Origin of the sequence: Streptomyces sp. NBC_01384 (genome assembly GCF_045040035.1) — a bacterium.
Lineage (GTDB): Bacteria > Actinomycetota > Actinomycetes > Streptomycetales > Streptomycetaceae > Streptomyces.
This window is the reverse complement of sequence record NZ_CP109559.1, coordinates 5593192-5613951: the sequence shown is the minus strand read 5'-3', so window position 1 is coordinate 5613951 and position 20760 is coordinate 5593192. Positions and strand designations below refer to the sequence as shown.

Annotated in this window: 22 protein-coding genes and 2 pseudogenes; 8 read left to right on the top strand and 16 right to left on the bottom strand. The window is 67.5% G+C overall.

Annotation, left to right across the window (positions count from 1 at the left end):
• Positions 1-224: 224 nt before the first annotated feature.
• Both OG747_RS25915 and OG747_RS25910 read left to right on the top strand, forming a co-directional pair.
• Positions 225-1508 carry an XRE family transcriptional regulator gene (locus tag OG747_RS25915; RefSeq protein ID WP_405881770.1) on the top strand — a complete coding sequence of 428 codons (1284 nt, stop codon included), beginning with the start codon at positions 225-227 and terminating at the stop codon, positions 1506-1508.
• Positions 1505-2044 (top strand): GNAT family N-acetyltransferase, encoded by a 540-nt coding sequence (locus OG747_RS25910; RefSeq protein ID WP_405881769.1) that lies wholly within the window; start codon positions 1505-1507, stop codon positions 2042-2044. The genes OG747_RS25915 and OG747_RS25910 overlap by 4 nt, the downstream gene beginning before the upstream one ends.
• A gap of 64 nt (positions 2045-2108) precedes the next feature.
• Here the strand turns inward: OG747_RS25910 and OG747_RS25905 are convergent.
• The 15 genes and pseudogenes from OG747_RS25905 to OG747_RS25835 form a co-directional block, all read right to left on the bottom strand.
• Positions 2109-2680 (bottom strand): annotated as a pseudogene (locus tag OG747_RS25905) (ISAzo13-like element transposase-related protein); the annotation flags it as partial.
• Between the two features lie 99 nt (positions 2681-2779).
• A complete protein-coding gene (locus OG747_RS25900) occupies positions 2780-3874 on the bottom strand; it encodes a ComEC/Rec2 family competence protein (RefSeq protein ID WP_405881768.1) in 1095 nt (364 codons plus the stop codon).
• Positions 3871-4581: a response regulator gene (locus OG747_RS25895; RefSeq protein WP_405881767.1), complete on the bottom strand. Its 711-nt coding sequence runs from the start codon at positions 4579-4581 to the stop codon at positions 3871-3873. The genes OG747_RS25900 and OG747_RS25895 overlap by 4 nt, the downstream gene beginning before the upstream one ends.
• Before the next feature lie 2 nt (positions 4582-4583).
• Positions 4584-6833 (bottom strand): ATP-binding protein, encoded by a 2250-nt coding sequence (locus tag OG747_RS25890; RefSeq protein WP_405881766.1) that lies wholly within the window; start codon positions 6831-6833, stop codon positions 4584-4586.
• 230 nt (positions 6834-7063) lie between these two features.
• Positions 7064-7735: pseudogene (locus OG747_RS25885) on the bottom strand (transposase); the annotation flags it as partial.
• 428 nt (positions 7736-8163) lie between these two features.
• The gene (locus tag OG747_RS25880) at positions 8164-9315 is read right to left on the bottom strand and encodes a tyrosine-type recombinase/integrase (protein WP_405881765.1); all 1152 of its coding nucleotides are present in this window, start codon (positions 9313-9315) and stop codon (positions 8164-8166) included.
• Positions 9315-9497, bottom strand: coding sequence for a helix-turn-helix domain-containing protein (locus OG747_RS25875; protein WP_405881763.1), 183 nt, complete (start codon positions 9495-9497; stop codon positions 9315-9317). The genes OG747_RS25880 and OG747_RS25875 overlap by 1 nt, the downstream gene beginning before the upstream one ends.
• The gene (locus OG747_RS25870) at positions 9490-10785 is read right to left on the bottom strand and encodes a replication initiator (RefSeq protein ID WP_405885668.1); all 1296 of its coding nucleotides are present in this window, start codon (positions 10783-10785) and stop codon (positions 9490-9492) included. Before OG747_RS25870 ends, OG747_RS25875 begins: the two co-directional genes overlap by 8 nt.
• Positions 10786-10950: 165 nt before the next feature.
• Positions 10951-11196 (bottom strand): SpdD protein, encoded by a 246-nt coding sequence (locus tag OG747_RS25865; RefSeq protein ID WP_405881762.1) that lies wholly within the window; start codon positions 11194-11196, stop codon positions 10951-10953.
• A gap of 25 nt (positions 11197-11221) precedes the next feature.
• On the bottom strand, positions 11222-11416 hold the full coding sequence (locus OG747_RS25860) for a hypothetical protein (protein WP_099921822.1): 195 nt from the start codon (positions 11414-11416) through the stop codon (positions 11222-11224).
• 15 nt (positions 11417-11431) lie between these two features.
• The gene (locus OG747_RS25855) at positions 11432-11623 is read right to left on the bottom strand and encodes a mobile element transfer protein (protein WP_075027204.1); all 192 of its coding nucleotides are present in this window, start codon (positions 11621-11623) and stop codon (positions 11432-11434) included.
• 12 nt (positions 11624-11635) lie between these two features.
• Positions 11636-12256, bottom strand: a complete 621-nt coding sequence (locus OG747_RS25850; RefSeq protein WP_405881761.1) for a DUF2637 domain-containing protein — start codon at positions 12254-12256, stop codon at positions 11636-11638.
• An 87-nt stretch (positions 12257-12343) separates the two neighbouring features.
• A complete protein-coding gene (locus OG747_RS25845) occupies positions 12344-13723 on the bottom strand; it encodes an FtsK/SpoIIIE domain-containing protein (RefSeq protein WP_405881760.1) in 1380 nt (459 codons plus the stop codon).
• Complete coding sequence (locus OG747_RS25840; RefSeq protein WP_095854128.1) at positions 13723-14079, bottom strand: hypothetical protein; 357 nt, start codon at positions 14077-14079, stop codon at positions 13723-13725. The genes OG747_RS25845 and OG747_RS25840 overlap by 1 nt, the downstream gene beginning before the upstream one ends.
• Positions 14080-14253: 174 nt before the next feature.
• Positions 14254-15042 (bottom strand): GntR family transcriptional regulator, encoded by a 789-nt coding sequence (locus tag OG747_RS25835; RefSeq protein WP_010985167.1) that lies wholly within the window; start codon positions 15040-15042, stop codon positions 14254-14256.
• 107 nt (positions 15043-15149) lie between these two features.
• Here OG747_RS25835 and OG747_RS25830 point away from each other — a divergent pair, with 107 nt between their 5' ends.
• From OG747_RS25830 to OG747_RS25805, 6 genes are all read left to right on the top strand, one after another.
• Positions 15150-15557: an NUDIX hydrolase gene (locus OG747_RS25830; protein ID WP_405885667.1), complete on the top strand. Its 408-nt coding sequence runs from the start codon at positions 15150-15152 to the stop codon at positions 15555-15557.
• Positions 15558-15603: 46 nt separating this feature from the next.
• Positions 15604-16032 (top strand): ATP-binding protein, encoded by a 429-nt coding sequence (locus tag OG747_RS25825; protein ID WP_405881758.1) that lies wholly within the window; start codon positions 15604-15606, stop codon positions 16030-16032.
• The gene (locus OG747_RS25820) at positions 16026-16373 is read left to right on the top strand and encodes a hypothetical protein (protein ID WP_405881757.1); all 348 of its coding nucleotides are present in this window, start codon (positions 16026-16028) and stop codon (positions 16371-16373) included. The genes OG747_RS25825 and OG747_RS25820 overlap by 7 nt, the downstream gene beginning before the upstream one ends.
• Positions 16370-16747 (top strand): hypothetical protein, encoded by a 378-nt coding sequence (locus OG747_RS25815; RefSeq protein ID WP_405881756.1) that lies wholly within the window; start codon positions 16370-16372, stop codon positions 16745-16747. Before OG747_RS25820 ends, OG747_RS25815 begins: the two co-directional genes overlap by 4 nt.
• 573 nt (positions 16748-17320) lie before the next feature.
• Positions 17321-19267 carry a hypothetical protein gene (locus OG747_RS25810; protein WP_405881754.1) on the top strand — a complete coding sequence of 649 codons (1947 nt, stop codon included), beginning with the start codon at positions 17321-17323 and terminating at the stop codon, positions 19265-19267.
• Positions 19268-20131: 864 nt separating this feature from the next.
• A complete protein-coding gene (locus OG747_RS25805; protein WP_405881753.1) occupies positions 20132-20290 on the top strand; it encodes a hypothetical protein in 159 nt (52 codons plus the stop codon).
• 151 nt (positions 20291-20441) lie between these two features.
• Here OG747_RS25805 and OG747_RS25800 read toward each other — a convergent pair whose 3' ends face one another.
• Entirely contained in the window at positions 20442-20756 is a 315-nt protein-coding gene (locus OG747_RS25800; RefSeq protein ID WP_405881752.1) for a hypothetical protein, read from the bottom strand.
• Positions 20757-20760: the final 4 nt, after the last annotated feature.

Below are 20760 nucleotides of genomic sequence, written 5' to 3'. Positions count from 1 at the left end.
TGTCGTCTCGGCGCCCGGCCCGCCCCCGCGGGGGAACCTCAGGGCGGGCCGGGCCGTCAACAGCCGCCCGCACAGTGGGGCGCGGCGGGCGACCAGCACCCAGACAACTCCCTTTCCCAACAGGTTGGTTAGGACGTTCAGGCACTCAGCCGACGGACTCGCCTAGGACGTTTTGACCTCTCCTTTACCTGGCGAGCGGGGATTGCGCGGGCTACCGTGCCCGCATGGACACCACCCGCAACACCGTTCTTGAGGCGTGGATGACCGAACACGGCTACAGCTCCAACAGCCTCGCCGAGGCAGTGAACAGGGCCATTGAACGGTTGACCGGGCGCCCTGGAGGACTCGACGGCTCATCGGTCCGGGCATGGAAAGCGGGCCGGGTCACGTGGCCAAAGTCAGCCGCCCGCAAGGCACTTGAGGACGTCACCGGACTACCCGCCGTCGCTTTAGGGTTCGTGCCACGGAGCCGGCCTTCGTCCACCCCGGCCCCACCGCAGCAGGAGGACCCCGACATGAAGCGCCGCACCCTCGTAGGCAGCATCGCAGCGGCGGCCGCAGCAGCAGCCGCTCCCGGCACCGCATCGCCGCGCCGTATCGGCATGAGCGACGTCAACCGCCTCAACAAGCGCTTCGCCGAGATCATCGCCAGCGACCACCGCCACGGCGGACAACTCGGCATCGAGCAGCGGGCCGCCGCCCTTGCCGACGAGGCACTCAACCTCCAGAACGCCGGCAGCGCCACCCAGCGGGTACGCAGCAACCTCTACGCCTCTGCAGCAGCCTTCCGCTCCTCCGCGATGTGGGCCGCCATCGACGGCCGGCGCTACGACGTCGCCAAGGCGCACATGCGCGAGGCCCAGGCCCTCGCCGAGATGTCCGGCGACCAGGCGATCAAGTTCCGCATCTGGAGCCACGCAGGCACCATGTACCGCCACATGGGCCGCCCCGCCGACGCGCTTGCCGCCAACGACGTCGCCCGCAACCTGCACCTCACCCGCCGAGACCCCCTGTTCGCCTCCCTCGGCCTGGCCCGCCAGGGCGCCATCCACGGCACAGCGCAGGACCGCACCGGCACCCGCCGGGCCTTCGAGCAGGCGCAGGACGCCATGCTGCGCGCCGACCCCGCCGACTACCGGCCGGTGTGGATGCTCGCCTTCTACGACCAGGCCGAACTGGACTCCCTGGCTCTCTCCGCACACTTGGCCCTCGGCGACTACTCGACCGCCGAGTACCACGCCCACCGCTGCCTGTCCGCCCTCCGGCCCCACATGATCCGGTCCCGCGCCATCACCACGACCCGGCTAGCCCACGCCCAGCTCGCACAGGGCGCCCCCGACGCCGCCACGGCTACCGCGATGAAGGTCCCCGCCGAAGCTGCCACCCAGCACGCCCGGGTCACACGCATGCTGCAGGAGTTCGGGGCCGCACTGCGCGCCACCGCACCGGGCAGCTCCACCGCGCAGACCTGGACCGAGCACACCGCCACCTGGAGGATGGCCGCATGACCACGGCGCCCGCCATCGAACTGCGCACCTTCACCACCCTCGACACTGCCCGCGGCGACCTCCTCGACGTGTACGCCGACGTCCGCGCCCCGCTCCTCCACCTACCGAACTACGCGGTCACCGCGTTCGGTGAGCGCCTGGACCGGCACAGCGCCGAGCCGGGGTTCACAGCCGTCCTCGCGTACGCGGACGGACATCCAGTCGGCTACGCCTACGGCAACACCATCGAGCACGGCGACCGCTACTGGCAGCGCACCAGCCCGGCGCCGGCAGGCATGTACACCGAGCGTCCAGCCGTGGCCCTGAAGGAGATTGGCGTCCGGTCGGCCTGGCGTAAGACCGGCACCGCCCGGCGTATCCATGACACCCTCCTCGCCACACGCGACGAGTCCTTCGTCACCCTCATGGTCAACCCGGCCGCCGGGGACGGAAAGGTTCACGCGCTCTACAAGTCGTGGGGGTACGAGGACATCGGGCAGAGTCAACCGTCACCAGCCTCGCCTGTACTCACCGTGATGATCCGGCCCTGTCACTGACCGGCACCCGCGACAGCGCGCTGGTACCGGCGACACGGCCTGGATGCGACGACCCCGGGAGCATGCGGCTGCTGTCCACGCTGATCACCGGGTCACCGGCGTCCCTGTGGTCTCGGGCCTGCTCATTGAGGTAGCGGAACTGGGCGTTCCTGTCGGGGTGCTGAGCACGCTCGATGGTCTTGGCGTTGGCCTTCAGACTGAAGCCTTCCTCCCGCAGCAGCCGGCCACCGTGTCGGCGGCGACCCGGTGGCCCTGCCGGGTCAGCTCCGCTGCCAGCTTCCGGGTCGACTTAGTCGTCCACCGCAGCGGCGGCGTCGGGGCGCCCCGCTCGTCGGGCTCGACCAGCGCAAGCAGCGCCGGCCGCAGCCCCGGATCAAGGTCCACGGCCTACTTCCGGCCCCCACCAAGTCGACGGACCGGCCCCAACAGAGCCTGCCCAGAATCCAGTTCAGCCGCTCCGCGAGAGACCGTACCCTCCCGGACCCCTGCTGCGGCAGCGACGCGCCTGCCCCCTCCATGCCCCGGCGACAGCGCTTCCGCCCCTATGACTAGCCGACGCTGACGCTCGTCCAGATGCGGCAACAACACCTGGAACTTCGCAGCCAGGACGGCCTCGATCCCCTCCGGTCTCGCCATACCAGAACATCGAGTCACACAGCTGAAAGCCACGACTTGATTCCCGGCAAGCCCTAAGACGGTCCCGGCCGAGATACAGCTGACTTCGTCCACCTGCTGCTATCTGACACTGTTGCCAGCCGCAGGGTTCAGGATCGGCGACGCCCCCGCGCGGCATAAGGGCAACGATCCTGCCCCTGTCTCTGACGCCAACGCGAGCACGAACTCCCCATGACGAAACAGCGGCGGCGCATACTGGAAGCCGTTCTCGGTGCGGGTGATCACGATACTGCCCGCGCAGCAGCGACTCGTGGAGCGGCCACGGGCCATGGCCTTGGAGAGGTGCCCCTCGGATGGCGGCGGCGACCCCGCCTCGTGGCAGTGGACCGACAGCTGCGTGCAGGCGATGTGCGCGTCGGGTGCCGCCGCTCGTACGCCCTCAATGATTTCCGGTCGCGGATTGGCTGTTCGGCCACTCGTCCCCATCGAAAAGATCACCATGCGCGGCTCGACTGCGGACGTGAGCGAGCGGGCGAACTCCACCGGATTCATAGCTCCGGGGAGGCCGCCATGATGCGGAAAGACGAGAACATCCGCGCGAAGTTGCTGACTCCGGCGATCCAGGATGTCCCGCAAGCCGACGCCGTCGATGTCACTGGCGAGGAGCACGGCCGCCGCGCCGTCGAGATGGATCCGGATGACGGCGGACATTGTATTGCTCGTCACCGTGCCGAACCGGGCATCGCGCGTGCGCGGACCCGAGAGCGCCATCAGCGATCGAGGGTGACACACTTCGAGCTCCGCCCGGCCCACCCGGATGGGAAGGCCCGTATCCGTAGATACTGGAAGAATGCCTGTGATGCGCTCGTCGTCCGCCACGAGCTGCAGGGTTTCCTGGAGGTGCCGCCACGCCCGCGTGTCCTTGGACGCGTCGGTGTTGACTCGGACACGGCCGAGCGACCACCGCGGGTCCAGGAGGAGCCTGCTCATTCCCGCGATGTGATCGTTGTCGACGTGCGACACGATGACTTCCTCAAGGCCCGTGCAGCCGAGTCTTTCGAGTTCGGCGTGTGTGGTGTCGTCCGCGGCGTCGACAACCGCGCACCGTTGCCCGTCGCGGACGATGGCGGAATTGCCGTGACCGACGTCCAGGATCGTAACTGCGAGGTCGCCCTCGGAAGGTGCGCTCTGACGGGGGAGAAATGGAACGGTCACAGGGCGCGGACATCCTCGGACAGTTGAGGGGCCAGGGAGATGTGTGCGAAGCAGAGGTCCTCAGCCCGAGGGGCGTAGCAGTTGACCTCGGCCCGCAACCAGGTGCCAGGCAGCAGGGCGTCGGCGGGAATCCCAGTGTCCTCCTCGAAGCGCAGCAGCGGCAGTTGCGCCACCTGCGTCAGGCTCCAGCCACTGACCAGCACTTCGGCGTACGGTGCTTCGCCTCCCGGGTGCACGGCGAGGACCTCGATCGGGGTGCGGAACCGGCTCCGCTCTCGTGACCACTTGCCCGCCGCCTCTTCGAGAGCGTATCGGACGGCGCCGAGGACTTCTTCGTCGTCGGCCTGCTTGGGGACGACTGCGGGGATGTCGGCCCGCCATCGGTGGATGGATGATGCCTCGCGGGTGCCTACATGCGAACTCATGACGATGGCCGGGAGCTTGTGAGGGCGGCTGTTGGCCCGGGCGGCGAGCTCCGCTCCCGTGAATGCGACCGTCCAACTGCTACGCAGCTGGTGGTCGCAGACGAGTACGTCCAGAGGAGGTAACGTCGACAGATACTCCTCCGCCGTGGCGCGGGGACGCGGCCGGGGCATAATCAGAGCCTGCATGTCGAAGTCTTCGAAGAGTCGGCCGAGGGCTTCTGCGTCGGCCTTTACATCGTCCACGATGCCGACCCTGTGGACATCCTCAAGCTGCAGAGCCATCGTCACTCCTCCCCTTCGTCGTTCGTGTTACCGGCAGCGGGAACCGACGTCGTCGAGGCAGGCAACTCGACCAGTAGCCGGGCTCCCCCTAGGGGGCCGTTTCTGATCGCCTGCTGGCGTCCCGACATGTCGCCAACCGTGTCACGGACGATGGTCAGACCCAAGCCTGTCCCACCGTCTCGGGTGGTGAATCCGGGAACCCAAATCTCTTCCGTCGAGGCGTCCTGGATCCCCGGGCCCGAGTCATCCACGGTTAGGCGAATCCACGGAGCGTCCTTATCTACGAAGGAGCGGGTCGCCAGGTGGATCCTGCGCTCCAGGCCGCCGTCCGTACGCGTCAGCGCGTGGACGGAGTTGACGAGAAGATTGGAGACGATGGATTCGACCGCAGCCTCGTAAGTTCGTACGCGAAGGTTCCGGCCATCGAGATCATGGGTGACGTGAATGCAGCGGTCACTGAGGAAATTGTGGAACAGACGCAATGTGGCCAGGCACACTTCGTCGATGTCCACGTATGTCAGATCGCGCTTCTTGCGGACAAGAAGTTCTAGAGGAAGTTTGGCGAAGATCTGCAAGGTACGAGCCCCATCCATGATGGCACTCAGAGACGGTTTATAGCGGTCATCGACAGTTGCCGGATCGATGTCCCGACGCACCCTCCGGTCGACCGTACGCGCTTCCTGGAGGATGCGATCAGCTGGCTGCTGCGCTTCGTGGGCGAACACGGAGGTACTCGTTCCCACAGTGGCGAGGGCCCGGTAGAGGAGCAACTCGGATTGGAGATCCTTGATCTCTCGCAGACGCTGGTCCGCAAGGAGCTGCGAGGTGGTCAAGATACGTTGGACCGACGCACGGTCAAAGTTGCCATCCAGGCGGCCCTGATTATCTGCGAGCTGCTCCTCAAGGGCCTTCTTAGCTTCGGTGAAGTCGGCCTCGGCATCGGCCGTCTGCGCCTTCGCGCGCTTGCGTTGTTCTTGCCGTTCGGCTTCGCGAATCTGACGACGGCGCTGTGATGCCCATTCAATTGCGGACCGGGCGAACTCACGTAGTTCACCGAAGGCGGCGTTCTGCACGAAACCACTACGGTCCGTCTTCGGCTGGAGGCGATCTTCCGGGTCATTGACGACCAGCGCCCCTACGGAGTTGTTCGTATAGGGGCGGAATTCGGAGAGCACAGCGCGACGGACGTTGATGCTCAGCCAGTCGTCGTCAGGGTCACCATAGGGCTGAACTCGCAACCCATGATGATACAGGTGCACACCGCCGACGTCGGCAAGCCAGCTCTTAATCTCCGGTGTTGGCTGAATCGAGTCACGCAGGGCGACCGAATGCCTCGGGTTGAGATTGAACATCCACAGGTCGAACTTGGCCGCAGGGGCACTGGTGAAAAGGGGCTCGCCGCCGGTTGCGGTCGTTGGGCGTCGGCCTCCGGCGACCGCGGACCGAAGGTCTTTCGCCGTTGCGGTGCCAATCAGATTTCCCTGATGGTCCCTGAGCTCCGCCGACTGACTGCCATCCGCTCCGAGCCGTCCCGACAAATGGAACTCGGCCCACTGCAGGTGTTCATCCGTCACGGTCGAGGTGAGGTCCTCATACCCGAACGCCGTGTGATTCCAGAGAATCTTAAAGGTCGACTCGGTCTGAAAGGGGCCCGTGAGCAGCGTGAGCGAGCGCGTAAGCCGCTCGACATCGGCGACGCTCAACCCCTGCCGGAGATCGTGTATCTCGATACGAGTTCCCACACGGGCGTAAGGCGGGACGTCGCGGAGTTCGAGCGCTACGTCCTCCACCGCGTGAGCGGAGTCGAGTTCGTCCCAGTCGATACCCAGGGTGTACTGCACACCTGGAGTCGCCGCGGACCGTGTCGTGACCTTCACACGCCGACCCAGGCGAAGCGCTGCCAGACGCCCAAGCCCCTTCTCGCCGACCCGCCTTCGACCGCTGCGGGTGAACGGTGACGACGGTTTCCTGGAACTGCCGATGAGCAGGAAGTCGGAGGTGAGTTCGGCATCGGTCATGCCGTGCCCGTTGTCCGAAACGATGATCGAGCCGCCAGTGCGCGCGGAGTCGACCAACTCGATGCTGCACTCGGTGGCGTCGGCGTCGTACGCGTTGCGTACCAACTCCATGATTCCCATGTCCGGATGCGGAACGAGCTCTTCACCGAGACGCGTGAGGATCTTGGGCGCGAAGCGCAGATGATGCCTGGCCAACCGGCGCCGCCTCTCGTGAGCAGTGGGATCTTCCAGCATGCTAGCTACATAGAGACCGTGCAAGTGAAGTCTTCTGGGATTACCTGTAGTTCGCAAACCCCGATCTTGCATGAGGGTCCGTCAGCTTGCTGACGGACCCTTTGTGGTGAGTGTTGGTGGGGAATTTCGGAGTCTGGGCAGGTGGAGTGCCCGGCTGTCGCGTCGGGTGTGCGCCGGGTTCCACGGCTCCGGTCGGGGTGGTGCTACTCGCAGGGATGAGAAGGTGCTCGTCAGCCCGGGTTCGGGAGGGCCTGGAGCCGGTCCAGGGCATGTGTGATCACGTCGGTCCAGGCCAGTGCCCTGCGAAGCGGAGGATGCGGCGGCGGCCCGTGGTGACGAGCTGGGCGGCGGTGGAGAACAGCCGAAACCGCAGGCGGCGGGACTCCCAGAGCCGGGCTTGGCCGGTCAGGGCGAGCAGGGGCATCCAGGCGAGCAGGTCGAGGGCGATCTGCACGATCTCCAGCCAGATCTGGTTCTGCACGGTGTCATGGAAAGGGAGATTGCGCAGGCCGGTGGCGCGGGCGGCGCGGATGCGGTCCTCGGCCCGGGTCCGCTGCCGGTGTCGCAGTTCGAGGGCGGCGATCGCCTCGCCGGTGGTGTTGGTGGCGAAGCGGGTCAGCCGCATGCCGTCGGCGTCAGTGAAACGCAACTGGGCGCCGGGGTGTGGCCGTTCCTTGCGCACGATCAGCCATAGCCCTTTCGGGCAGCCGGTCAAGCAGTCGCCGGCGAGTTCGACGCCCCAGGCGCCGTCGCGGATCTCGCCGTCGGGTTCCAGTCCAGGCCGGGATCTTCAGGACGGCCTGATGGATGGCGTCGGTGATGGTCACCCCGACCGAGTACGACAGCCACCTGCCCTTCGCGAGCCAGGCGATGAACTCGTGGGTGCCGCCGCCGGAGTCGGTGAGTCCCTCCCCCGCGATCGGAAAGATCGTCTACGTTGGCATGCCTCTACAGCGGTGCACCAACCCTCTCGGGATCTTTTCCTGTCTGCCCGCGGCGAACCGCCCGGGGGCGGGGCGCACGTCCGACAGCTAACCAGAGACACTCCGCCGCAGGTGAGAACGTCCCACATGCGTGAGCGATGCGTGAGCGGACGTTGTGGGACTGGCCGTCACAGACTGGCGCACCCCCCTGTACCGTGTGGCGCTGATCAGGCAGAACAGCACCACACGGCAGGGCCAGTCACTCCCCGGCAAGGATCCAATCCCACTCCTAAAGCGGGTGTCGCAGGTTCGAATCCTGCCGGGGGCACCAGTTCAGAGGGGCCTCACCTCCCAAATTTGGGAGGTGAGGCCCCTCTGACATCCACAGCTGACATCAACGAGCACGGTCACTGACGACCGGGACGCCTCCTGAGCAGCCGGTCCATGTGACTCATGGCCTCGCGCTGCGTGTCCTGCACGACGTGCGTGTAGACGTCCATGGTGATGCTGATCTGACTGTGCCCGAGGATCTCCATCACGACGCGGGGCGCCACTCCGGCCGCTGTAAGCAGGGTCGCCGTGCCGTGCCGGGCGTCGTGCAGCCGGACGACTCGGATGCCGGCGGAGTCGGCAATGCGGGTGAAGGAGCGGTAGACGTTCCGCGGCTCGACCTGGCGGCCGGTGCGGGTGGTGAAGACGTAGCCGGACGCCTGCCACTTCTCCCCCGCCTTGGCGCGTGCGGCGGACTGCCGCATCCGGTGCCAGCGCAGCGGGGCGATGCAGAGCGCGGGCAGCGGTACGACGCGACGGCGGCGGCTCTTCGGATCGTCGTCGTACAGGACGCCACGGCGGCGCTGCGTCTGCTGACGGACGTACAGGACACGATTGTCGAGGTCGAGATCGGACCAGCGGAGGCCGATGATCTCGCCCCGGCGGAGCCCCATAGCAATGGCCAGCACGAAGGCCGCGTAGAGCGGATCTCTGCGAGAGGCGGCGAGGAAGTCGAGCGTCTCGTCCAGCGTCCAGGGCTTCAACTCCCTGTTGTCCGTGCGGGGCGGCTCGACCAGCTTGGCGACGTTGCGCGTGATCAGTTCCTCGCGGCAGGCGGAGGACAGAGCGGAACGGAGCACTCGGTGGGACTCCTTGGCCGTTGCCGCGGTGGTCTCCTTCTCCAGGCGCACGAGGAAGCGGCGTACGTCGGCGACCCCGAGGGATTCGAGCCGCTTCGCGCCGAGAATCGGCACCAGGTAGAGCCGGACGTGTGACTCGTACTTGTCGTACGTGCTGAGCTTCCGCCGAGGCTTGATCACGTTGTCCAGCCAGTACGGGAGCCACTCGGAGAGCTTGGCCGACCGTGTGGGAACGGGCACGCCCTGGTCGACCTTGGCGAGGAGCTCCCGTCGCTTGGTGTCGCACTCGGCCCAGGTCTTGCCGTAGGCGAACTTGCGGGCCCGGGTGCCGTCCGGCTGGAGCACGTAGACCGCGCACTGAAACCGGCCGTCCTTGCGCTTGGTGATCGTTCCCGCGCCGTTGGGATTGCGCTTGCGCTGACCGGCCATCAGGCAGTCGCCTCCAGTTCGTGAGAGATGTAGTCGCTGAGGGCCCGCGCCGGTATGCGGCGGCACCGGCCGATCGTGATCGAGGGGAGCCGACGGGAGCGGATCAGGTCGTAGACCGTCGACCGGCCGAGCTTGAGCCGAGCCATGACGTCGGCCACGGTCAACAGCTCTTCGTCACGCATGCGTCGGTTCTCCTTCTGTGCCGGGAGCGGGTTCGAGGGATGCGGCGAGCCAGGCTTCGGCGGAGGAGAGGCCGGTTCCGGCGAAGGCCCAGTGGGCGAGGACGTATGTCGTGTCAGGCTCGGCCTCAGTGGCTGCTACGGCTTGTGCGCGGCGCCATTCGGCGCGGGCCGTGCGGAGGGCGCCGAGGGTGGTGGAGTAGCGGCGGGATTTGGTGGAGAAGTGGCCGCGGAAGCCGAGCATGTGGGCCCAGGCCCGGAGTCGGAGGTCTTCCAGGTCCTTGCGTGCGCCGAGGGTCCAGGCGGTGCGGATCAGTCGGCGGGCGTGGTCGGTGATGTCGAGTGGGGCGAGTTCGGCGAGGAACTTGAGCGGGCGGTCGAGAGCTCCCGTGGCGGTCTCGGCGCCTTTGGTGGCGTACTTGGCGATGTACGAGGCGACGGCCCGCTCGGTCAGTTCCTGGTTGCCGTCGAAGTCGGCGGATCGGATGGTGCGGACGTCGAGTTGGCGGCCGAAGGTGAAGGTGTGGGCGCGTCCGTCGATGAGCGGGCCGTCCACGCGGACGTGGGCAGCGGCGGCGCGTATGGCATCAGTGAGCAGCTCGGCGGTGGCCCAGGCCGGGGGCGGGGTGTCGCCGCCCTCGGGGCCGTCGATGCGGATGACGGCGTGGAAGTGGACGGCGCCGCGCTTCTGGTATTCGGCGACCTTGGCGAAGGAGACCCGGGCGTACTGGCGGAATGCGCGTTGTGAGAGTCCGGCTCGCTTGGCGACCTCCCGGCGGAGGTAGGTGGAGAGGCGGCGCCAGAGCGGACCGGCGTGTGCGTTCCAGAGGACGGCGGCTTCGTAGTCGTAGGTGTTCGGGTTGAGCGGGGTGCCGAGTTCGGCGTCGTCTTGGTCGTGGTGGACGCCGCAGCGGCAGCGGCGGACTGAACCGGCCGGGCCGGTGGGGCGGTTGTGGACGGGGCCGAAGCTGGGGGCGGTGAAGGTGGCGAAGACGCGGGGGTGTGCGGCGACGCGTTCCGGGATGCCCTTGCCTCCGCGCAGGCCGGAGGTGATCAGGTGGAAGGTGTCGCGGCGGTAGACCTCGGCGCAGGCCGGGCAGCGGGTGGTGCGGCGGTTGTTGCAGCGGACCAGGAGGTGACCGGCCGGGAGGCTGGTGGAGTCGAGGCGGTGGAGGACGTTGCCGATCTCCCCGGTGCGGGTGTCGACGTCGTACTCGGTGCGGTGGCCGTCGAGGCGGATCGGAGTCGTGCAGCCGCCGAGTCCGGAGAGCTGGCGGAGGATACCGGGCAGGGTGCCGTGCTGGGCGAGCTTGGCGAGTTCGGGCAGTGGGGGCGGGGTGGGGCGGGTGAAGATGGCGTTCTCCTTCTGGCTGGCTTGCTGGCTGGTCAGGAGGGATGAGCCCCGGGGCGGCGGATGCTTGGCCGTGTCGAACCGCCCCGGGGCATCAGGCGCCGTTCAGCGCCGGTGGTGCTCGCGGAGCATCGAGCGCAGGACCACGGCGGCGACGGCGACGGATATGGCCGTGACGGCGACGGCGGCCAGGAGCGCGGTCAGGACGACTCCGCCGACGAGGACGGCCGCGACCGCTCCGGGGCTGATGGAGATCTGCGGGAGCGTGCGTCGTACGGGCACCGGATCGGCCGGGGCGTGGGTGTGCGCGGGCGGCGGGGTCGGGTTATCGGGGTACTTGGGCAGGAACACGGCGACACTCTCCTTATCTACTCGTCTAGTCATGTGAGCCGTTGACAATGCCCACGCCGGAACGCGTGCCGGAGTCGATGGCGGGGGCCATGAAGGTGTGCGAGAGCAGGAAGCCGAACAGGGCGATCACGACGACGATCCAGGTACGGACGCCGAGGAACTTGACCGCTCCCCAGGCGATGAAGCCGAGAACGAGGACGAGTGGGAGGCTGACGGTCACGTGGTGCGGGTCCTTTCAGCGGACGGGGCAGCGGTGGGTACGGGCGGCGAGTTCGGCGGCGGCGCGGCTGTCGTAGTCGGCGGAGAAGCCGCAGCGGGGCGCGGTGCAGGCCGCGGTGTGCTTCTCACGGCCCCGGTTGTCGTAGGCGGTGCCGACCTGCACGGGGCCGATGCGGGTGACGTCACGGAAGCGCCGGTCAGGGGACATGTGGGACTCCTTTCAGAGGTGGGCGGCGATGGCGTCGGCCATGGGTGCGGGGACGCCGAGCCGGGCGCGGAGGGTCGGGGTGTCGATGACCGCTCCGGTACGGGTGTGGTGTTCGGCAGCGACCTTGCGGGCGTGTTCGACCAGGGCAGCCGGGACAGTCACAGCAGGCGGAGCGGGGGTCGGCTCGGGAGCCGGTTGCGCGGGCGGCTCCGGGGCGGGATCGGGCGCGTCCCCCTGGTCGTCCTGGTCCTCGGTGTCCTCGTGCGGGGCCGGGGTCGAGTGGGCGAGGAGGGTTCCGCCGAGGAAGGCGACCGCGGGCCAGCCCGCGACGAGGATGCGCAGCCATGCCGGCACCTGGTTCAGGTCCAGGAGTCCGGCGGTGGCGACGTTGGCCCCGAGGGACGCGGTGAGCGCGATGACGAACCAGCACCACCCAGCCGCTTTCGCGTCGCCGGTCCGTAGTCGGCGCCAGGCGGCGACGAGCAGCAGGTCGACGGAGACGGGATACGCCCAGGCCTTCCACCCGTCCTGACCGGCCGCCGAGGCGACGTCGTGCAGGTGGGCGAAGGACAGCGCTGCGGCGATGAGGGCCTGTACGAGTACCGCGTCGATACGGGCCAGTTGGGCGCGCATGCTGCGGCTCCTTCCGGATTCAGGCATGGCAGGGGTAGGGAGTTGGCGCGAGGCGGTCACGCCGACCGGGGTGGGGAGGGGCGAGGGTCAGTCGGTCACGGGGCGCGGCTGGAGTACCGGGGCCGCCGCAGTTTCGACGGGCCGTACAGGCACGTCAGGCCGGAAGCGCTTCAGCGCGGGCAGGTCGGGCACCAGGTGCGCCGACTCGCGGCAGATCTCGGCAGCGTCGCCGAGAGAGAGGTACGGCGTGCGGATGCGGGACCAGCCACCGGAGGTGTCACCGGCCACGGCCAGGCCAGGCCGTTCGGCAGCGATGGCGCACGCGGCGGAGACCGCTTCGGGGGCGATGTCGCCGAGCGCCATCTTGGCGGAGGCTTCGTCGTTGACGCGGTGGCAGACACGGCCGGTCAACTGGGCCCGGAGCATGGTCGCTCCCTTGCCCAGTTCGGCGCCGAAGCGCTGCCCGCAGACCTCCAGGTAGATACCGGCGGCGCGGCCGAGCTGAGCGAGACGGATGAGCTGGGTGACCATTTCGTCGCGCCGGTCCTCGTCCTTGCGGTTGGCGACGAGGAAGAGTTCGGCCACCTCGTCGACGAACAGCACGATGGGGACGGGGCGTTCGTGTTCGGGCAGGCCCCAGACGTCCGAGGTGATCTCCTCGTCGGGGGCGTCCGGCGCGATCCCCTGCCGGGCCTTGATCAGGTCGTATCGGTCCTCCATTTCCTTGACGAGCACGGGCAGCAGCTCGGCCGCCTGCTCCGGGTCGGTGGCCAGCGCCGAAAGCCGGGCGGCGAACGGCGCCAACTCCACACCTCGCTTGCAGTCGATGCCGACCAGGGCGACGGGTTGCGGAGCGAGCCCGGCGACGAGATGCCGCAGGTACATGGACTTGCCGGACAGTGTGGCGCCGAGGGTCAGTTGATGAGGCACGGTCCGGTAGTCCCGTACGAAGGGAGTCGCGTCCTCCCGCAGCGCCACAGGCACCTTGAGGAACCCGCCATCGACCTTGCGCGGCATCCGTACCCGCCGCAGCACGTCGAAGCCGACGAGCCGCAGTTCGACCACACCGGGCTTGACGGTCGTGACGTACACGGCGTGGACGCCCCAGGCGTGCCGCAGCCGTTCGGCCGAGGCGGCGACGTCGGCGGGTTCCTGCCCGGGGGCGAGCCGCAGGCGAAGCCGTAACCCGGTGGATGTGGGCCGGATGATTCCCCGGCGGGGCGGTACGGGGCGGATCTCGCGTCGGGTGGTGGCCTTGACCGCCAGGACCCGCAGGCGGGAGGGAGCGACGGTCAGGCCGCAGGCCTCCATGATGGAGCTGTAGGAGCTGAGCAGCCGGGCCGTGGATATCGGGAGGCCGACCGTGGACCAGTAGACCCCGGGGTGCTTGGCCCGGGTGTAGGCAGCCCCGCCGCCGAGCGCGGCGACAGGACCACCCACCTCCAGAAGCGTTGCCAGATCGGTCATCAGGCCGTGGCCCCCAGGGCCGCCGGGAACGCGGCCGGAGTGACGGCGGCGGAGCGGTAGGCGATGCCGTGCCGCTGCTGCCCGTTGAACACGCTCTCCCAGGGCCGGGCCACGAGCCCCGGCAGCGAAACCGGAGCGCCGAGCGCGAGCCCCTCGGAAACACCGCTCTCCGGAACCGTGACCTTGATGAGAGAGGACTCCCCTTCCTCGATGTAGACGACGCCGATCGTCATCAGGGCCTCACCGCTGTTGATGTCCTTGGCGATCTCACCGGTCTGACGGTCGCGGACCTTGGGCTCGGGCGCCTCGGTCAGCAGGATCGTCGCGGCCGAGGTCTCCACACGGATGGTGCGCAAGAGTTCTTCCTGTCTACTCGTCTATACAAGATGCGGCCTTCGAACCCGATCTCCGGGAACGACGACCACCCTGCCACACAACTTGCCCACTCGTCTATACGAGTATGCCTGTTGGCGTGTACGAGTTCCGGGAAGCGGCCCCGCGCACCACCGCGGATCACCCGCTCGCGCCGGTCACGTCGCCGGGAGCTGGTACGACAGGACGTAGGCGTCCGCCGCCATGACCGTGTCGCAGACCTCCACAGCCCGCCCCTCGGTGTCGTACGCGGTCCGGATCAGGTGGATCACGGGCACGCCGGAGGCCAGCCGGAGCGTCTTGACCTCGGACGGCGAGGGCATCCGGGCCCGGATCTCCTCCTCGAAGTGGTCGAGCCGATGCCCCAGCTCCTCAAGACGGGCGTAGATGCCGCCCGGGCCGGGATTGGGCTCGGCGATCGGGGTGTCCCGGGCGATGTCGAGCGGGAGGTACGAGGTGGCGAACTCGACCGGACGCCCGTCGAGGAGATACCGGCGCCGGCGGGCGAGCACGCGCCGCACGGAGCCGAGCCGGGTGGAGATGTCCTGGCTGGCCTTCTCCTCCTTCACCTCCAGGCTGTCCACCTGCGGGTGACTTCCGGCGGCGTCGGCCTCGACGATGAACGCGGACTTCCCCTGTTCGCGGTGGCGCCGGGCGAACCGGTCGGAGGCGAGCCGCCGCACGGGTGGACGCGGTCGGACGAAGACACCCTTCCCGTGCTCGGCATGGACGAGCCCCTCGCCCTGGAGGATGGAGAAGGAGTTCCGGACGGTCATCCGGGACACACCGTAGTGCTCGACGAGCTCAGCTTCCGAGGGGAGCTTTTCGCCCTCCTTGAATCGCCCACGGTCGATGGCCTCGCGCAGCTGGTCGGCGATCTGCCGGAACACCGCACGATCGCTCGTGGGGTCCAGGTCGCCGAGCAGGCTGGTCGGGAGTGAGGTCACGAGTACTCCTTTAGGTATCTAGACGAGTGGGCGAGTGTTGTTGCTACGGTGGAGAGCCTAGCCATCCGAGAAGGCCGAGGAACGTGACCACTGACCGCCCGCACTCCGTGAGCGTTGCCGGAGTCATTGTCGACGACCAGGGCCGAGCCCTGCTGATCAAGCGTCGCGACAACGGTCACTGGGAACCCCCGGGCGGCATCGTCGAGCGGGAGGAAACTCTCCCCGAGGCACTTCAGCGTGAAGTCCTCGAAGAAACCGGCATCAAGATCGCGCTTCCCGCGACCCTCACCGGTGTCTACAAGAACATGACGGGCCTGATCGTCTCGCTGGTCTTCCGCTGCGAGGCCGCCAACGGCACACCCACCACCGGGGACGAGACCTACGCACTGCGCTGGGCCACCCGCGAAGAAGTCACCGACCTCGCCGACGAGGCATACGCGATCCGCGTCCTGGACGCACTCGACGCGGCGTCCCCGCCGGCCATCCGCGCCCACGACGGCGTGAAACTCGTCTAGCCCGAACCCGCTGCACATGGCGGCCTACCAGCACGAAGGAACTTGTATGCACGAGTATACGAGCACTGCGCGGGTCTGGGGACTCACTTGCCCAGGCTTTCCCGAAGAGGTCAGCAGGGCCCGCCGCTGGACCCGCGACATCCTGCGCGGCTCACCGTTAGCCGAGGACGCCGAACTGATCGTGAGCGAGCTGAGCGCGAACGCGGTCCTCCACACGGCCAGCGGACAGCAGTCGGGCAGCTTCCATCTGGCCCTCGCGGTCTCGTCGCAGGTGGTCGCCCTGTCGGTCACGGACGACGGCGGCACTGGGACGGCGCCGAAGGCCGAGCACGCCGACCAGGACGCCACACACGGGCGAGGCCTCGGCATGGTCAGCGCGATCGCCCACCGAGTCGTGATCCACGACAGCCATGCCGGCCACACGGTCACCGCGGAACTCTTCACGAGCGCCCGCGCGGGAGGCCACCCTTGCTGACGTCGACCACTCCCGAGGACTTAGCCGCGGCGGGGCAGGACGGCACGTACCGCTGCTGGGCCACGGCCTACCCACTGCACGAGGCCAGCTCCATCCCCCTGGGATCACACGAGGCGACGAGCCCCCGCCTGGCGCTGCGATGGCTCCGCGAGCGCACGAGGAACGTCACGGACCAACTCGACATGGCATACGCCCAGCCGGGCCACTACTGGCTCAGGGACGAGGCCGAACACGAACAAGCCCTCGCCCACCTGACAACGGGCACGGCCTACCAACTCACCCTGCGCGACGAAAACACGCGCTACGTCCTCGTGGCCTACCCACCGGGAGCCAACTCGTGAACGGATACACCCGCGGCTTCTGGTGCGAATGCTGGACCCAAGACCTCACCGAGACGCAGCACCCGACCCTCCGCGGCTCCTTCGACGCCCACTCCCCCGGACAGGCAGACCGCTGGATAGCGATCGCGCTGCGCACCATCACACCAGCACTGGACCCCAGAGCCTCCGACGAAGCCTGGGAATGGCTGTACGAGGGCCGCATCGAGACGAGGAGAGCCCTCCTGTGCTCGGAACCCTGCACGGTCACGATCAACCAGGGCGGCACACGCATCACTTGGACAGCCCGACCAGCGCTCTTCCTACCCCTGGCACACCGGCGAAGCCTTGAACTTCCGTCCTGCGCATACGACTTCAAGCCCTACACCAGTTACTGAGTTACAACTTTCTCTACTGGTTCAAGGCACCCGGCTGCGCTCCGCTCCGCCGGGCGCGCTCCCGGCTCCGCTGCGCGCTGCGCTCCTGCCTTCGGCCCGCTCTGCGCGCGCTGCGCCGACGCGCGCCCGCTGACTAAGCCCGAGGGCATGAGTCGAGACCCGTGGACGCCACAGCCGCTCAACGACAAGACCATGCCTCCGGCGGGGGCGCTCAGACTCCGGGATGGACGGGGCGACGTATGCGAGTGCCGGCACATCGTGGCGAGTGTTGGAGGCTGCCATCCCGACCACCTTCGCCCCAGGCAGAGTCGAGCAGACGCGGCCCAGGGCGTCAAGGTCGTTCGTACAGTGGCGCGCTCCACCTTGACGCCCTGAACCACGCCCGCTCCACGGTGTGTGGGTCGAAGGCGGACGGGATGGCAGCAGGGACAGTTGTGGTTCCTGTCGGAGCCAGACCCGCGAGTCAATCGGAAACCTCAAATTGGGCACGGAACGGCGTCCTCCAAACCAGTAGAGTGCTCGCACCAACAGTGCAGTTCAGGGGGGCAAGTGACGAGAGTGCGGCTTGGTGTCGTGACGGCGTTGGTGCTGTTCGCGGCAAATCTGGTGGTGGCCGGGTCCGCGGCAGCCGTGGAGGATGACACGGGCACGGTGCTCCCCATGGCCGGCTTCGACAGCTTGATAGTCGATCCCGTGCATGATCGGCTCTTCCTCAGCGGTGGCAGCACCGACGACAAGATCCTCGTTACGGACCTGTCCGGTGCTGCGATCGGCGAGATCGCAAACGAGCCGGGTGCAACCAAGCTGGCGCTGTCGCCAGACAGCAGCACTCTGTATGCGCTGCTGCCGGGCCAGGGCGCGATTTCAGCCATCGACACGACAACGCTCTCGGAGGTCGCCCGCTACGACACTGGCGGGCAGGCCGGAACTGCAGACCGTCCCGTCCCTACCTCGCTCGCATTCAGCGCGGGGAGAATCTGGTTCACCTATACGCAGGGCGACAGCGGTGGGCTCGGCTCTCTCGATCCTGCAGATCCGGCCGCGCCGGCCGCCCGCACAGAACTGGGTCAGGGGTACGCCGTGCAGTCGAGCCCGAAAGCGCCGGGCACCCTGGCGGCGTCCTTCCAGGTGGCCGGTCAGCCGGAGCTCGACGTCGTCGATGTCACCACTGGCACGCCCCGGATCACGGCGCATGCCCCCGGCGTCTGGTCGTCACGCCTCGTGATCACGCCCGACGGCCAGGGTGTGGCCACTGACGTCAACGGCGTCCTGCGGCTCACTGACCTCTCGCGGGATACCGATTACAGCTCCTTCCCCGCCCGGAGTTGGTGGCTGAATAGCTTCGCATTCGCTCCCGATGGGACCATGGCCATGGAGGGCTGGGACGGCACGGGTAGTTTGGTTCACGAGAGTGTCGTGACCGAACAGCCCCAAGGCACGCAGAGGCTGCGGACCTACAGTTTCCCGGACGTCCAGTCCAGCGGAATCGCGGTGGGGGACATTGCATGGACTCCCGACGGTTCCCGGCTGTTGTCGGTAATCGACACTATGGGCACACTGCGGCTGCACGAGCTACTGCGGCCGCGAGCAGCCCAAACCTCAATGGGCATTACATACCCCAACTTGATCCTCAACACGGGAACTGCCCTCCCCGAGAGCGGCGGGGTGAACAGCGCACTCCCCTTCTCGGCCGGCGCCGTGGTCCACATCAGCCGCGCGGACGCGGCACATCCCGGCGGTGTCGTGCTTCCCGACGCACCCCTCACATCCGACGGCAGCTTCGCTTTCCGGGACACGCCGCCCGGTACAGGGACGTACACATATCACGTGCGATATTCCGGCGACGCTGACCACCTGCCGTCGGACACCACCGCGACGATACGCGTGGCTAAGGTGCTCAGCGTCGGCACCGACGCCAACAGCTACGCCTACGGCGCCACCGCCAAGGTCACTGCGCACCTGAGCGTGGGCTTCACGGGTGGCAAGGTCTCCCTTTACGCTCAGCCTGCTGGCGCCACTAAGCAGCTGCTGAAATCGGGCACCGTGGATTCTTCCGGCAACCTCGCCGTGAGCTACAAGGCCACCAGAGGCACGACCTTCACCGCGGTGTTTGCCGGCAGCTACGACTACTTCGCCACCACCGTCGCCAAATCTGTGGGCGCCCACGCATCGGTTCATGGTTCGCTGAGCGGCTACTACACGACCGCGCTTTACGGGAGCACCTCCTATCGGTTCTACCACCACACCGCGAAGCAGAAGTACACGGTGACCGTCGCCCCCGCCAAGCCGGGAGCATGCGTGCGGCTGCTCGTGCAGCACTACTACTCCGGATCCTGGCATACCTCGAAGGACCTGAGCTGCGTTCGCCTGAGTGCGACCAGCAGCTTGACCTACTCGTTCTCCTACACTGGGCCGGTCGGTGACCGGTTCCGTGTCAGTGCGGAGTCCAATCCGCAGGGCACCGATACAGCTAATTTGCCCACGTGGAGCAGCTGGGGATACTTCATGATTCGCACCTAGCTTCGATCTTGCACGACGGTCCGCCGACGGAGTCGGTGGACCGTTTCGCCTTCTGTGGCTGAAGGCGGGCATGCCGGGGGTCCTATTGTCGCGTCGGGTGGGCGCCGGGTTCCACTGTTCCGGCGGGGTGGTGCTGCTCGCAGGGCCGGGAAAGCTGCCGGTCAGCCGGGGTTCGGCAGGAGAGTGAGCCGTTCGAGGGCGACATGACTTCGACCCCACCGATTCACTCCACGACGCATTCAGGGCTGCCGTCCACGCCAAGAACCAAGCTGGGTAAAGACGCACGCGGGCGACACCGCGCAGCAGCCACACTCTTCCAAACTGCGGCCAGACGCCGGCGTACGGCGCCACGTGGGTCAGCGCGGTTCTGACCCTCTCCCTGCCGCGCTCGCCTCTTTACGGGCGCGCACGGCCGCCGGCATCGCCGTGGCCAGCCTGATCGTCGCCGAGGTACTTGGCGCCCACGCCATCGCCGTCTCTGGACCATGAAGGACTACCAGCACGTGGCGCGAATGGTGAGCCCGCCGTACAGCAGCGAAGTACAGCAACCCCACCAACCGGCGGCGCCCAGCACCAAACCTCCTAGCCCTTCCGGCAGCCTGTATGACCTTCGATGGCCGATCTCTGTAGAGCTACGGATCAAATGCTGACGGCCCCCATGGAGCCTGCGAGAGACTTGGGCCTATGGGGATCGACCTGGAGCTGCACTCCGCACGGCCAACGCGAAACTGGCGCAAATCCCGAGCAACACTTCTGCGTAGCTCGTACGGGCATGGGGACGCGTTGGCTGATGCGCTCGGCTCCCTGCAACTGCTAGGGGTGCCTGGGCGGCTCACCGCTGTTGATCCGTACGGAGACACGTTGATGAACGAGCAAGAGGCCGCCGTCGCACTCACCGAGATCAGCAGTCTGCGTCAACAGTGCAGCGATCAGCTCCAGGTTGCTGCACTGGACGACCTCGCAACGCAACTACAGCAGTGCGCCAACACCCCCGGCAGCTACCTGTGGTTCCAGGGCGACTGAACGCGTGCCACAACCGTGCCAGAACGAGCGGGGAGTCACGGGGAACAGCAGGCGTCCACAGGCCGTGAAGCCCACGCCCTGTGAAGGGCTCATTTCGCAGATCAGCCACCGAGTCGACCAACCTCGCTCCTAAAGTGGTTGTCCAGCGCGCTCACCGAGTCCACACTCTCTGGAACTCTTCGGCCGGGATGGCCTCCAGCGGATCTTCTTCAGGATCGATCGCTTGGTCTGTCAGGCCGCCGTGCTCGTCCTCAAGGTGCTCCCAGCTGTACCGGTGGAGCTGGCCGGCCGAGGTCAGCTCGGCCTGCTTGATGACGATCAACTCGCCGCGGTCGGGTACGGCCTCGATGTACCAGAGGCCGCCTTCTTCGTCAGCGTGGCGGAAGTGGTGCCGCAGCGTGGCGCTCTCGTCGAGTGCTCGCAGGTACGCCGTGATCTCTGCCGCGATTCGTTTCAGGTCAACCACGGGA

What these genes read in the sequence shown, in the direction of transcription:
- OG747_RS25845 (WP_405881760.1), bottom strand. Translation starts at nt 13,723, where the DNA reads ATGACCGATCTGGCAACGCTTCTGGAGGTGGGTGGTCCTGTCGCCGCG.
- OG747_RS25805 (WP_405881753.1), top strand. Translation starts at nt 20,132, where the DNA reads ATGAACGAGCAAGAGGCCGCCGTCGCACTCACCGAGATCAGCAGTCTG.
- OG747_RS25915 (WP_405881770.1), top strand. Translation starts at nt 225, where the DNA reads ATGGACACCACCCGCAACACCGTTCTTGAGGCGTGGATGACCGAACAC.
- OG747_RS25890 (WP_405881766.1), bottom strand. Translation starts at nt 6,833, where the DNA reads ATGCTGGAAGATCCCACTGCTCACGAGAGGCGGCGCCGGTTGGCCAGG.
- OG747_RS25910 (WP_405881769.1), top strand. Translation starts at nt 1,505, where the DNA reads ATGACCACGGCGCCCGCCATCGAACTGCGCACCTTCACCACCCTCGAC.
- OG747_RS25825 (WP_405881758.1), top strand. Translation starts at nt 15,604, where the DNA reads ATGCACGAGTATACGAGCACTGCGCGGGTCTGGGGACTCACTTGCCCA.
- OG747_RS25880 (WP_405881765.1), bottom strand. Translation starts at nt 9,315, where the DNA reads ATGGCCGGTCAGCGCAAGCGCAATCCCAACGGCGCGGGAACGATCACC.
- OG747_RS25875 (WP_405881763.1), bottom strand. Translation starts at nt 9,497, where the DNA reads ATGCGTGACGAAGAGCTGTTGACCGTGGCCGACGTCATGGCTCGGCTC.
- OG747_RS25850 (WP_405881761.1), bottom strand. Translation starts at nt 12,256, where the DNA reads ATGCGCGCCCAACTGGCCCGTATCGACGCGGTACTCGTACAGGCCCTC.
- OG747_RS25855 (WP_075027204.1), bottom strand. Translation starts at nt 11,623, where the DNA reads ATGTCCCCTGACCGGCGCTTCCGTGACGTCACCCGCATCGGCCCCGTG.
- OG747_RS25895 (WP_405881767.1), bottom strand. Translation starts at nt 4,581, where the DNA reads ATGGCTCTGCAGCTTGAGGATGTCCACAGGGTCGGCATCGTGGACGAT.